This window comes from Gammaproteobacteria bacterium, assembly GCA_016195665.1.
Taxonomy (GTDB): Bacteria; Pseudomonadota; Gammaproteobacteria; order SURF-13; family SURF-13; genus JACPZD01.
This window is the reverse complement of sequence record JACPZD010000001.1, coordinates 161,771-174,081: the sequence shown is the minus strand read 5'-3', so window position 1 is coordinate 174,081 and position 12,311 is coordinate 161,771. Positions and strand designations below refer to the sequence as shown.

At 62.1% G+C, this 12,311-nt stretch carries 10 protein-coding genes; 5 read left to right on the top strand and 5 right to left on the bottom strand.

The features are described from left to right. Positions 1 to 144: 144 nt before the first annotated feature. From HY028_00900 to HY028_00880, 5 genes are read right to left on the bottom strand one after another with little or no spacing between them, the layout of a single operon-like run. Complete coding sequence (locus tag HY028_00900; protein MBI3343431.1) at positions 145 to 660, bottom strand: TlpA family protein disulfide reductase; 516 nt, start codon at positions 658 to 660, stop codon at positions 145 to 147. Next, positions 653 to 1,327, bottom strand: coding sequence for an ABC transporter ATP-binding protein (locus tag HY028_00895; GenBank protein ID MBI3343430.1), 675 nt, complete (start codon positions 1,325 to 1,327; stop codon positions 653 to 655). The genes HY028_00900 and HY028_00895 overlap by 8 nt, the downstream gene beginning before the upstream one ends. After that, complete coding sequence (locus HY028_00890; GenBank protein ID MBI3343429.1) at positions 1,320 to 2,480, bottom strand: ABC transporter permease; 1,161 nt, start codon at positions 2,478 to 2,480, stop codon at positions 1,320 to 1,322. The genes HY028_00895 and HY028_00890 overlap by 8 nt, the downstream gene beginning before the upstream one ends. A gap of 7 nt (positions 2,481 to 2,487) precedes the next feature. Further along, on the bottom strand, positions 2,488 to 2,952 hold the full coding sequence (locus HY028_00885; GenBank protein ID MBI3343428.1) for a hypothetical protein: 465 nt from the start codon (positions 2,950 to 2,952) through the stop codon (positions 2,488 to 2,490). 27 nt (positions 2,953 to 2,979) lie between these two features. Beyond that, a complete protein-coding gene (locus tag HY028_00880; GenBank protein ID MBI3343427.1) occupies positions 2,980 to 5,295 on the bottom strand; it encodes a cation-translocating P-type ATPase in 2,316 nt (771 codons plus the stop codon). 712 nt (positions 5,296 to 6,007) lie between these two features. Here HY028_00880 and HY028_00875 point away from each other — a divergent pair. The 5 genes from HY028_00875 to HY028_00855 all read left to right on the top strand — a co-directional run bounded on the left by HY028_00875 (position 6,008) and on the right by HY028_00855 (position 12,251). Then, positions 6,008 to 6,388 carry a hypothetical protein gene (locus HY028_00875; GenBank protein ID MBI3343426.1) on the top strand — a complete coding sequence of 127 codons (381 nt, stop codon included), beginning with the start codon at positions 6,008 to 6,010 and terminating at the stop codon, positions 6,386 to 6,388. A 106-nt stretch (positions 6,389 to 6,494) separates the two neighbouring features. Next, on the top strand, positions 6,495 to 7,598 hold the full coding sequence (locus tag HY028_00870; GenBank protein ID MBI3343425.1) for an efflux RND transporter periplasmic adaptor subunit: 1,104 nt from the start codon (positions 6,495 to 6,497) through the stop codon (positions 7,596 to 7,598). Beyond that, positions 7,598 to 10,672, top strand: coding sequence for an efflux RND transporter permease subunit (locus HY028_00865; protein ID MBI3343424.1), 3,075 nt, complete (start codon positions 7,598 to 7,600; stop codon positions 10,670 to 10,672). Before HY028_00870 ends, HY028_00865 begins: the two co-directional genes overlap by 1 nt. Positions 10,673 to 10,674: 2 nt before the next feature. Next, entirely contained in the window at positions 10,675 to 10,986 is a 312-nt protein-coding gene (locus HY028_00860; protein ID MBI3343423.1) for a DUF3240 family protein, read from the top strand. After that, the gene (locus tag HY028_00855) at positions 10,986 to 12,251 is read left to right on the top strand and encodes a TolC family protein (protein MBI3343422.1); all 1,266 of its coding nucleotides are present in this window, start codon (positions 10,986 to 10,988) and stop codon (positions 12,249 to 12,251) included. The genes HY028_00860 and HY028_00855 overlap by 1 nt, the downstream gene beginning before the upstream one ends. The last annotated feature ends 60 nt before the right edge of the window (positions 12,252 to 12,311 follow it).

The window sequence follows — 12,311 nt, the reverse complement described above, 5'->3', positions numbered from 1 at the left end:
TCAGAGGCGCCTTAGACCTGTTAAGCAGGCTTGGCCGCTTAGCGCCAGGCTACGTCCCGAACATTTCGGGCCGTTGGGCAAATGTTTTTTGTCAATACCGGCGTTGGGCGTTCAATATCTCTTTCATGTCACTGCCGGTCCGATTCAGTGGAGTGCTTGATCCAGATACGCGTGTAGCTTGTCGAACTCGATCAAGCCGAGGGTGCGCGACACCAGCCGTCCTTCCTTGTCCAGGATCAACGTGGCGGGCACGGCCTTTACACCGCCAAAAGCCCTAGCAGCTTCCTCTTGAGTGTCCAACGCGACCGGAAACGGCAGCGCGTGCTGCTCGGCGAATTCTTTGACGAACACCGGCGGATCGAAGGACATGGCCACCGCGATGATCTCGAGACCCTTCGGATGGTAGCGATGATACGTTTTGACGAGTTCGGGCATCTCCTTCACGCACGTCGGACAGGTGGTAGCCCAGAAGTTCACCAGCACTACTTTCCCGCGCAAATCGCGGAGCTGGATGCGCTCGCCCTTGAGGGTGGTAAAGGCAACATTACCCATCGAGGACTTCGCAGACAGTATGTATGCCGCGGCGCCCGCTGCGGTCAGGGTCAACACGGTCCCCAGGAACAGGGCGAGCCTTTTGTTCATGCGTAACATCTCAGCCATCCCGCTCGATCCGGCCGTCGCGCACCGACACCAGGCGTTTCGCGCGGCTCGCCACGACAGGGTTGTGCGTGACCATCACGATGGTCCGGCCCGAGCCATGCAACACATCGAGCAACGCGAGCAGCTCCGCCTCGGCAGCCGAGTCCAGGTTGCCGGTCGGCTCGTCCAGGAGCAGCACGTCCGGCTCGTTCGCCAAGGCGCGGGCGATCGCCACACGCTGCTGCTGTCCGCCGGAAAGCTCGCCCGGCAGGGAGCGCGCCTTGTCTGCGAGCCCCACTTGGCCCAGCAGTTCCAAGGCGCGGCCATTCTGCCGACTCGTGCCGCCGAACCACAATGCGGTCTGCACGTTCTCGAGCGCCGTGAGATGCGGCAGCAGGTTGAAGAACTGGAACACAAAGCCGATGCGACGGGCGCGGATCGCGGCGAGCCGTCCCGGCGAGAGTGCGCTGAGCTCCGCGCCATCGAGCCGGATCGCGCCCGTGGTCGGGCGGTCGAGCCCGCCCATGAGTTGTAAGAGCGTGCTCTTGCCGTGCCCGGACGGGCCCATGATCGCGAGCCACTCGTTGCGCGCGATCGCGAGCGAGATGTCCCGCAGCGCCGCGGTCTGCGCCGCGCCCCGGCCGTAGACCTTGGTGACGCACTCCATCTGGATCAATGCTTCAGACATGGCGGATCGCCTCCATGGGTGACAGGCGCGCCGCGCGCCACGCGGGATAGAGCCCGGCGATCAGCGCGAGCGTGACGGAGAAAGCGAGAGTGAGCATCACGGTGGCACCGTCCACGGTCGGCAGGGGCGACGGCGGCAACGCAGCGGTGAAGGCGTTTTGCGTCAAGCGCGGCCCAAGCGTGTGCGCGGCGAGCGCGCCCAGGGCGATTCCGAGCAGACCGCCCAGCAGCCCGTAGAGACCGGACTCTAGTAAGAAGGCGCCAAAGAGCGTCGAACGATTGCCGCCGATCGCCTGCAAGATGCCGATCTCGCGCCGGCGCTCGTATACCGCCGTGAGCAGTGTGTTGACGATGCCGAAGGCCGCGATCAGCACGCCGACCGCCGCGATCGCCTGCATCGCCGCGCCCACGGTGCCGATGATCGACAGGATGGAGGCGGTGAGCTGCTTGTCGCTGACCACCGCGACATTGGCGACCTCCTGTATCTTCAGGCTCACGGCGTCGAGCTGGCTGATGTCCTGCACCTGCACCGTGATGAACGACACCTTGTCCGGCACGCCGTAGATCGCCTGCGCGACCGCGAGCGGGAGGAAAGCGGCGATGTCGTCCTTGGTACCGGTTTCGGCGAGCACGCCGAGCACCGGCATGGCCTGGCCGCGGACGGTGAAGTTGTCGCCGGGCTTCAACTCGAACTGCCGGGCGATGGCCGAGCCGATCACGACCCCGCGTTCCTGCGCATCATTAAAGTAGCGCCCGGCGGTGAGCCGCCATTTCTGAAGCGCGTGCATCTCCGCCGGCCAGATACCGATCGCCGGCACCGGGCGATTGCGGAACGCCGTGCGCTGGTTGAGGTGGGGCACCGCCTTGAGGCCCGGCAAGGCCTGGATCTTGGCGAGCTCGGACATCGGGATCGCCTCCGGCAGTTGCTCGCCGGTGAGCACTGAAATCTGCTCGTAGGCGCACCAGCCCTTCGGCGTCACCACCAGTTGTCCGCCGAGCCCCTGCGCCTGTTTCTTGACCTCGTGGGTCAGCGCCTCGCCGAGCGTCATGAGCGCGACGAAGGCGGCCATGCCGACGGCCACACCGGCGAGGGTGAAAACGAAGCGGCCCTTGCGGCGCGTGAGATTACGCCAAGTAAGCTTCCAGAGATTCATGCGCGCCTCACCGGATCGGGCCGAGGCTCTGGACGCTCTCGGCTTTGAGGAAGGTTATGCGCGCGTCGGCGACAATCTGCCCGCGCACATCCAGCTCATCCCACTCCTTGGGCTTCGGAACAGCGGCGTCGATCCTGACGGGCAGGTAGAACTTGGCGCAGCCGGTGGACTTGCAAGCCCGCGCCTCGCGCGTGTCTACCAGCGCAAATAAATTGGCATCGTTCGATGCATAGCGTGCTACCACCCCGCGCACCAGGATGCTGCCCTGATAACCCTTGGGGTCGGCCGCGATGTCCTGCACGTGGATCTCGCCGGGCTGCAGCGGACGCTGTGCGGCACCGAGCAGGTCGGGCAGCGCGTTAGCGGGGAACTGCTGCACAGCGACGTATCCAAAGCCTGCGAGTGCCGCCAACGCGGCGATCACGACGCCCCGCCGCCGCCACGGCCTGCGCTTGTTCTCGATATCACTCATGATTCATCCTCCTTAGCAGTATGATTTTCAGTTCCCGCGACGCGGCGTTTTCAGCAGCCGCGCCGAGTTGAGCGACACCAGCACGTCCGGCACCACCTCGGTCGCCGCAGCCATCACCGGGCTCAGGATGCCCGCCGAGGCAAGCCCCATAGTGATCACATCCCAAGTGATGCCGAGCGCGATGTTCTGGCGGATGGTGCGGTAGGTGCGACGGCCGGTTCGAATGGCCTCGGGGATCTCGCGCCAGTCATCGCGCATGAGCGCGACGTGCGCGGCCTCCAAGGCCACGTCGCTGCCCGCCACGCCCATGGCGATGCCGACGTCGGCCTGGGCCAGCGCGGGCGCGTCGTTCACGCCATCGCCGACCATCGCCACCGTGTAACCGGCGCGTTGCAACTCGCGCATAATGGCGATCTTGTCCTCGGGCAGGAGGCTCGCACGGTGCTCGCTGACGCCGATCTGGGCGGCGACCGCGGCGGCGACGCGTTCGTTGTCGCCGGTGAGCAGTATCAGGCGCTTGATACCGAGCCGCTTCAATGCGGCGACCGCCTCCGGGATCTCGGCGCGGATCACGTCCGCAACCGCGATCAGACCTTCGAGTCGGCCGTCCACGGCGAGCAGCAGAGCGGTCTTGCCCTCACGCTCGAACGCCTCGATCCGGTTTCCCGCTTCAGTCGGCACCGAGACACCGCGCTCATCAAGGAAGCGCGCGTTGCCGAGCAGTACCGCACGGCCCGCGACGCGCGCGCCGATGCCCTTGCCCACGGCATACTCGAAGTCCTGCGCTTCGGACGCTGTGATCCCCTCGGCCTGTGCACGCGAGAGGATGGCCGAGGCGAGCGGGTGCTCGGAGCGCTGCTCCACGGCGGCGGCGAGTGCGAGCAGTTCGGTGGCGGGCCTTTCGTTCAGAGCGACGATGCCGGTCACCTGCGGTCTGCCGAAGGTGATCGTCCCGGTCTTGTCCATCACCACGCAGTCAACGCGCGCGAGGCGTTCGAGATAAAGCCCGCCCTTGATGAGCAGCCCATGCCGCGCGCCGCGCCCCACACCGGCGACGACCGAGAGCGGGGTGGCGAGCCCGACGGCGCACGGACAAGCGGCGACCAGCACGGCGATCGCGTAGGTCGCCTCGCCCGAAATAAAATAGGTCAGCCCCGCGACAGCAATCGCGGTAGGCAGGAAATAAGTCATGAAGCGGTCGGCGAACTTCTGCACCGGCGCTTTGACCGCCTCGGCCTCCTCCACGAGCTTGACGATCTTGCCGAAAGTCGTGTCCGCGCCGACGCGGGTTACGCGCACTTCGAGATGGCCGCGTTCGTTCAGCGTCGCGGCGAAGACCGTATCCCCGGGCCGTTTCTCCACCGGCAGGCTCTCCCCGGTGATTGAGGCTTGGTTGACGGCACTCGCTCCAGCAATCACCACGCCGTCGGCCGGGATTTGCTCGCCCGGGCGGACCGCGACGACATCGCCGGGCGCGAGCCTTTCCACCGGCACTTCGAGTTCGCGTCCATCGAATTTTATGTGCGCGGTCTTGGGCGCAAGCCGGATCAGCTCTTGGATGGCCTTCCGGGCTTTGCCGATGGTGAACGCTTCCAGCCAATGAGCGAGGTTCATGAAAAAGACGATGAGCGCTGCGGCAGTAAATTGCCCGATGGCCGCCGCGCCCAGGATGCCCACGCTCATCATCGTGTCCACGTTGATCTGGCGGCTGCGCAGCCCGAGAAAGGCGCGGCGGAAGATCGGATAGCCGCCGATCAGAATCGCGGCGAGCAGCACCGGCAGCGGCACGCGCGCCTGCGCGCGCTCGAACAGCCCCAGGGACTCGGCGCCGATTTCCGCGAGGATGATGACTGCGACCAGGGCGACGAAGCCGAATGAAATCGCGTTGCCAAGCGGCAGGCGCTTGGTTTCGAGCGCAGGCGTAGTTACGCCTTCTTGCGAGTAGGTGGTCTTGTAGCCGAGCGCGGTGATGGCGTCGGCGAGCATCTCCGGCCTCACCCGTTCGGCGTCGTAGCGGATCTGCACCTTCTCGGCGGCCGACAGGATATTGATGTCCTCGACCCCGGCGCGATGCTTGAGCGCCTTCTCCACCGCTACGGCACACCCGGTGCAGCACAGACCCTCGACGTGCAATTCGAGGGTCTGGGAGATCGAGGTCCTTGGCTTATCTATGTCAATATGCGCAATCATGCATGCAAAGGGGTAAAAAAATTCAAAGCTCGTCGTAGCCCAGCACGCAGCGCCCCTTCTCGCGTAGCGAGAGACGCTTCTTGAGGCGCGCCTTGTCCTTGTCGAGTTGCTTGTCGGCGAGCCCGTTCCGTGTGACGCTCTCCAGCACGTCATGGATGAGCTTCGCGCGCGCCGGTGCAAGACGGTAATAAATCCAGGTACCGTCGCGGCGTTCCGTGACCCATCCTCCCTTACGTAATTCAGCGAGATGTCGTGACACGGTGTATTGAGGAACGTCCAAGGCATCCACCAACTCACAGACGCAGAACTCACCATGGGACAAGGCTTGCAGGAGGCGGTAGCGAGTGGTTTCACCGAGCAGCCTGAAAAAATCCGTAGCGCTTTTCATATATGCGCCAGTGTACATATATAATCTTTGCCGGTCAAGATTACTTGGGTGGAAAGGAGCGGCTGTTACAAATTGGTCTGTGAGATATGGCGACCAACGCGATTCGACCTCTCATCACGCGGCGTCTCCGGCCACAAGGCAGCCTCCGCCACCTGCGCAATGCTCCCGGCGGCTCCGTCATGCGCTAACTGGTGTTCGATGTAGTCAGATCGGTCATGCGGCACTGCATCAAGGATGGCGCACACCATCGCCCGGAAGCCATGCCCGGCCAGCATCCTGTGTCAAACTTAAGGAAGCTCTGATCATGTTGAACCGCCAAGACGCCAAGAACGCCAAGACTTTTCTTTACAAATTCAAGCCTTTTTTCTTGGTGACCTTGGCGCCTTGGCGGTTGGCGATATATTTTTCAGAGTTTCCTTAAAAATCTTTTAATAAAATTCTCTGGCAACCTTTTTAGGTTGCAGTTACCATAAAGTCATGGCGAGTTACTACAGCAGGCTGTTTGCGGTCTTTTTATTTGCGCTGCTGCAATGCTTTGCGCCGCTGCTGCATGCCCATTTTGATGCCAAGACGCACGATTTGTCCGGTGTCCATCAGCATGACGTGGTGGAGTTGTACTGCCTCGATACTTCGCCCTGCCCTGAAGCCAAGGTTGAGGCGCTGGATACGCAGGCCGTCACGGCAGCCCTGACCCTCTCTAAAAAACTTTCCGGCTCAGCCGATCCCGGCCTGCCTCCTTTCAGGTTCTCGTCAGGACAGACGCAGGCCTGCCTTGCTGCTATTTCACCGCCCAGCATCGCCGTTCCACGCTGGCACTTTGCCTTACCCCCCGCGCACGCCCCTCCTTACATCCTTTAATCTCCAGTAGTTCATGGATTGTAGGGCCGAATTCATTCGGCCGCCGGATTAGTAAACCTACTAAGCAGGCTTGGCCGCTTGGCGCCAAGCTACAGGAGTAAAGGGCATGCGCAAGCTGCGCACTATTTGTCTGCTATTGAGTAATGTTTTTACCTTCCCGGTGCTGTACGCCGCCGAGGACATTCCGATGTCTGTTGAACAGGCGCAATCCCTGGACATTGCGACTGCGTCCCTCCGGAAGCAAGAGGCAGAGGTTGCGGCCGGGTTGCCTGCACAGGTGGTGATCCCCAACAGCCAGATGCACATTGTGAGTGCGCCCGTGGCCGGTTTCGTGGAGAGCATGCGGGTGGCCGTCAATGAGCAGGTAAAACAGGATCAGATTCTGGCACGCCTGGAAAGCCCCACGCTCATCGAAGCGCAACGGACATTCTTACAAGCGGTGACGCGGGCGGCGTTACGGCGCGAGAATCTCGGGCGCGATGAGAAACTGTTCAAGGATGGCATCATTGCGGGGAGCCGCTATTTAATGACGAAAAACGAGTTTACCGAAGCCTCCGCCGAATTGGCCGAGCGCCAGCAGTTACTGTCTCTTTATGGCATGAGTAAAGCGGCCATTCAGCAGTTGCGGGACCAGCGCATCCTGACCAGCGCCGTGGAGATTGTCTCCCCTATGGACGGTGTGGTGCTGGAACAACTGGCCGTGGCCGGACAGCGCACCGAGGCGTCGGCCCCGCTCTACAAATTGGCCAGCCTCTCGCCTCTGTGGCTGGAGGTCGCCGTGCCGCTGTCGCGGCTGGCGCAGATAAACGAGGGCAGCAAGATCACTGTGCCCGCTTATCAAGCCGTCGGCAAGGTGCTGTCGGTGGGGCGCAGCGTGGATAGCGCCAATCAGACCGTGATGGTGCGCGCAGAGGTGACCGAAGGCGCACAACGCCTGCGCCCCGGGCAACAGATTGAGGTGATGATTGCCGCACCCGACACCGTGACCCAACAGTGGGCCGTGCCGAACCAGGCCTTGGTGCGCCAGCAAGGACAGGTGTATGTGTTTGTACAAACTCCCAGCGGTTTTCGGGCGCAAGCGGTGACGGTGGTGAGCGCGGAGGCGGAGACCAGCACTGTTCAAGCTCCATTGCGCGGCGATGAACGTATCGCGGTGCGTGGCGTGGTGGCCTTGAAAGGCGCTTGGCAGGGACTGGGTGGAGGCGAATGATGCTGGCGCGCCTGGTTGAATTCGCCCTGACCCAGCGTCTGCTGATGTTGCTGTTCATGTTGCTGCTCATCGCGGGCGGCAGCTATGCCTTCAAAGGCTTGCCCATAGACGCCTTTCCCGATGTCTCGTCCACGCAGGTCAAGGTCATCATCAAGGCCCCCGGCATGACGCCGGAAGAGATCGAGGCGCGCATCACCGCGCCCATCGAGGTGGAGATGCTCGGCATCCCGAACCAGAAAATCCTGCGCTCGGTGACCAAATACGGGCTGACCGACATCACCCTCGATTTTACGGACGGCACCGACATTTACTGGGCGCGGCAGCAGGTCGCGGAGCGCTACAACAATATCGCCGGCGATCTTCCTTCCGGTATTTCCGGCGGCCTCGCGCCGATCACCACGCCGCTGGGCGAGATGTTCATGTTCACCATCGAGGGCGGCGATCTCTCGCTCATGGAGCGCAGGAGCCTGTTGGATTGGGTGATCCGCCCGGCGCTGCGTACCTTGCCGGGCGTAGCCGATGTCAACGCGCTGGGCGGGCTGGTGCGCAGTTTCGAGGTGGCGCCGGACAACATGGCCTTGCGCGCGCGCGGCATTGGCCTGGATGAATTGCAGGCGGCGCTGGAGACCAATAATCGCAACGACGGCGCGGGACGTCTCACCGACGGTGAAGAGGTGTTGCTGGTGCGTTCCGAGGGCACGATCAAGACGCTGGACGACTTGCGCGCCATCGTCGTGACCAGCCGCGATGGCATGCCGGTGCGCGTGGGCGATGTGGCCGAGGTGCGCATCGGCAGTCTCACCCGCTACGGCGTGGTGACCAAGGACGGCAAGGGCGAGGCGGTGCAGGGCCTGGTGCTGGGCCTGCGCGGCGCGAACGCACAGCAAGTGGTGGAGGGCGTGCGCAACAAGCTGGCGGAACTGACCCCCACGCTCCCAAAGGGGGTGAAAACAAAAGTGTTTTATGATCGCGGCAGCCTGGTGGAGCGCGCGGTCGGCACTGTCTCTGAGGCTTTATTGGAAGCCATCGTGCTGGTGGTGATTCTGCTCATTCTGTTTCTGGGCAATCTGCGCGCCGCGCTGGTGGTGGCGCTGACCTTGCCGTTGGCGGCGCTGGTCACCTTTATCATGATGCGGCTATTCGGCATGTCGGCCAATCTGATGAGCCTGGGCGGGCTGGCGATTGCCATCGGCATGCTGGTGGACGCGGCGGTGGTGGTAGTGGAAAACACCGTCTCGCATCTCGCGCACGACAAGAGCGCCGCGTCTGTGCCGCACCTGCATGTGATTTACCGCGCGGTGCGCGAGGTGGCGACACCCGTGACCGCCGGTATTCTGATTATCATCATCGTGTTCCTGCCGCTGCTCACACTGCAAGGCCTGGAGGGCAAACTGTTCATCCCGGTGGCATTGACCATCGTGTTCGCCCTGTCCGGCTCGCTAGCGCTTTCTCTAACGATTATTCCGGTGCTCGCTTCCTTTCTGCTGAAACGGGTTGCGCATAATGAGCCCTGGCTGGTGCGTAAGGCAAACGCGCTGTATGAACCGCTGTTGCGCTGGTCCTTGAATCACGTAAAAACCGTTGTGACGGCAGCCGGAGTGGCATTGCTGTTGACCGTTTTTGTTTACATGCAAACCGGCAAGACCTTCATGCCGGAAATGGACGAGGGTGATCTCATTGTCGGCATCGTGAAACTGCCTTCCATCAGCCTGGAGCAAACCGCCGCGCTGGATTTGAAAATCCATCAGGCGATAATGAGCCAGGTGCCGGAAGTAACCGGCATCGTGGCGCGCGCCGGGGCGGATGAGTTGGGTCTCGATCCGATGGGACTGAATCAGACCGACACCTATCTAAAGACCAAGCCGCGCAGCGAGTGGCGCGTACCCGACAAGGAATGGCTGAAAGATGAACTGCGCAAGGTGCTCGATCAATTGCCGGGCATTTCCTACAGCTTCACCCAGCCGATAGACATGCGCGTGCAGGAGATGATTATCGGCGTGCGCGGCGATATCGCGGTGAAGGTGTTCGGGCCGGATCTCGCCACCCTCAACCGCTTGGCCGCGGAGATCGAGGCGGTGCTGAAGACCGTCCCCGGCAGCCAGGATGTATATACGGTGCAGAATGAGGGCGTGCAATATCTTACGGTCGGGATCGACCGGCTCGCCGCCGGGCGCATGGGCTTGAACGTGGATGACATCGGCGAGGCGTTGCGCTCACAACTGGAAGGCAAGACCTTGGGCGTAGTGCTGGAAGGGGCGCGGCGCACGCCGGTGTTGCTGCGCGGTGAAGATAACGTGCGTACCTCGCCGACCCTGTTTTCCCAACTGACCCTGGCTTTGCCCAATGGCGGGAATGTCCCGATTTCCACCGTGGCCAAGTTGCAGCGCGTGGACGGGCCGGTCAAGATAGACCGTGAAAACGCCGCGCGCATGTCAGTGACGCTCTCCAATGTGCAGAACCGCGACCTGGTCGGCTTTGTGGAAGAGGCCAGACGGGCGGTGAGCGAGCGCGTGAAATTACCTGATGGCTACCGGTTGAGTTGGGGCGGACAATTTGAAAATCAGCAGCGCGCCGCCGCGCGTCTTGCTATCGTGGTGCCGGTGGCATTGGGGCTGATCTTTCTGTTGCTGTTCGCCACCTTCGGCTCGGTACGCCAGGCGGTGCTGGTGCTTTCCAACATCCCATTCGCCATGGTCGGCGGCGTGTTCGCCCTATGGCTGTCGGGGGAATATCTATCCGTTCCCGCCTCAGTCGGCTTTATCGCCCTGCTTGGCATCGCGGTATTGAACGGCGTGGTGATGGTCAGTTACTTCAACCAGTTGCGCGCGCAAGGCATGGCGCTCGCTGCTGTGGTGATCGAAGGAGCGAAGCGGCGTTTGCGCCCGGTGTTGATGACCGCCAGCATCGCCGCCTTCGGCCTGGTGCCGTTGCTGTTTGCCAGCGGCCCCGGATCGGAGATTCAGAAACCTTTGGCGATCGTGGTGATCGGCGGTCTGGTGAGCGCCACCCTGCTGACGCTGATCTTGCTGCCTATTCTTTATCGCCGCTTTGGCATAAGCCCGAAGGAGGCCTAAAAATGAACTCGCCCGATCGTTGTTTGACGCTGATTGTCCCCAAGGCGTTGGAAGAAAATATTCTGGACTTGTTGCTGGAGCATGAAACGCTTGCCGGTGGCTTCATTACCTCCGAGGTGGAGGGTCACGGGCGCAATGTTACCTATCAGAGCATGGCCGAAAAAGTGCGCGGCCGTGCACACCGGGTAGAGATACAAATCATTATGCATCATGCCGATGCGCAAACCTTGCTGCGGGATATCAAGCAGGCGCTGCCGCGCACCAACATCGTTTATTACATGACTCCAGTTACGGAGTTTGGGAGTTTCCTGTGATGCGCATCTGGTTTTTCATCTTCGCGGCGGGCACTGCCGCCGTTTCTGCTGCACAAGAGAACTTTACCGATTATCCCGATTTGCCGCCGCTGCAAACCGTAAAAGAGGCGATGGACAACAGCCCCATGGTGCAGGCGGCGCAGGCCGGCATCAAGCTGGGGGAGGCCAATGCCCGCAAGCTCAATGCCGGGCCTTATGAGTTCACGGCGAAACTTACAGAAAAGCAACGCCGGGTGCGCGACAGCGGTAACTTCAACGAATGGGATGCCGCCCTCGAGCGGGGCTTGCGGCTGCCTGGTAAGGCAGCGATTGACCAACAGCTCGGAGCGCAAGGCATAAACCTGGCCAAGCTCTCCTATGGCGACGCCTTGCATGAGAGTGGGCGTGACTTGCTGCGGCTCTGGTTCGCGTGGCAGCAAGAGCGCGTGCAGGCCAAACAGTGGCAAAATCAGGTGGACGCGCTCGGCGAGCAACTTGCTATCGTACGCAAGCGTGTGGCGGCAGGGGACGCGCCCCAGTTGGAGGTCTCGCTCAGCGGGGCCGCGCTCGCGCAGGCGGAATACGCGCTGCGTCAGGCCAAATTGCGCGAACAGACGGCGGCGACGGATGTCACCCAGCGTTACGTGGGGATAACGCTTCCCGGCGATCCCGCCCTGGTTGAGCCGGAACCCTTACAGGAAGGGCTTGATTATTGGCGCGAGAAGATACTGGAGCACAACCACGAGCTCGCCCTGGTGCACGGCGAAGTACAGCGCGCGCAACTACACCTGAATCGCAGCAGCGCCGACAAAACACCCGATCCGACCGTCGGCATTAACTATTCCTCCGAGCGTGACGGTGGGGATCACATCACCGGCCTGTTCTTATCCATACCGCTGCCGGGTGAGGCGCGTCGCGCTAGTGAATCGGGCGCTCTGGCCCAGGCCGAGATAGCGGCTTATAACGAGGCCAAGACCTTGCGCAGGCTTGGAGCCGACATTCCCAATGCTTACAACAACGCCGTGGCCGCTTATGACGGTTGGCAAAAGGCGAAGGCCGCCGCCGACGGCATGCAACGCAATGCAGAGCTGATGACGCGGGCCTATAGCCTCGGTGAGATGGGATTATCGGAAGTCCTGCTTGCCCGCCGCCAGGCCTTGGAGACCGGCCTTGCCGCCGCACTGGCGCAACTCAATGCACGCGAGTCCCGCTATCGCTTGCTATTAGACTCTCACCAACTATGGCCGCTCGATAGGGATGAAGACGAGACGCACGCGCATTATTAAAACTATCGAAGAAGCGCCAGCCTGAGTGTTGTCGGGAAGTGCTGTCCCGGGTTTCGTTTC

Coding starts and splice junctions, on each gene's coding strand:
- HY028_00885 (MBI3343428.1), bottom strand. CDS start 2,952: ATGAGTGATATCGAGAACAAGCGCAGGCCGTGGCGGCGGCGGGGCGTC.
- HY028_00900 (MBI3343431.1), bottom strand. CDS start 660: ATGGCTGAGATGTTACGCATGAACAAAAGGCTCGCCCTGTTCCTGGGG.
- HY028_00890 (MBI3343429.1), bottom strand. CDS start 2,480: ATGAATCTCTGGAAGCTTACTTGGCGTAATCTCACGCGCCGCAAGGGC.
- HY028_00855 (MBI3343422.1), top strand. CDS start 10,986: ATGCGCATCTGGTTTTTCATCTTCGCGGCGGGCACTGCCGCCGTTTCT.
- HY028_00860 (MBI3343423.1), top strand. CDS start 10,675: ATGAACTCGCCCGATCGTTGTTTGACGCTGATTGTCCCCAAGGCGTTG.
- HY028_00865 (MBI3343424.1), top strand. CDS start 7,598: ATGCTGGCGCGCCTGGTTGAATTCGCCCTGACCCAGCGTCTGCTGATG.
- HY028_00880 (MBI3343427.1), bottom strand. CDS start 5,295: ATGACGTGCTGGAGAGCGTCACACGGAACGGGCTCGCCGACAAGCAAC.
- HY028_00870 (MBI3343425.1), top strand. CDS start 6,495: ATGCGCAAGCTGCGCACTATTTGTCTGCTATTGAGTAATGTTTTTACC.
- HY028_00895 (MBI3343430.1), bottom strand. CDS start 1,327: ATGTCTGAAGCATTGATCCAGATGGAGTGCGTCACCAAGGTCTACGGC.
- HY028_00875 (MBI3343426.1), top strand. CDS start 6,008: ATGGCGAGTTACTACAGCAGGCTGTTTGCGGTCTTTTTATTTGCGCTG.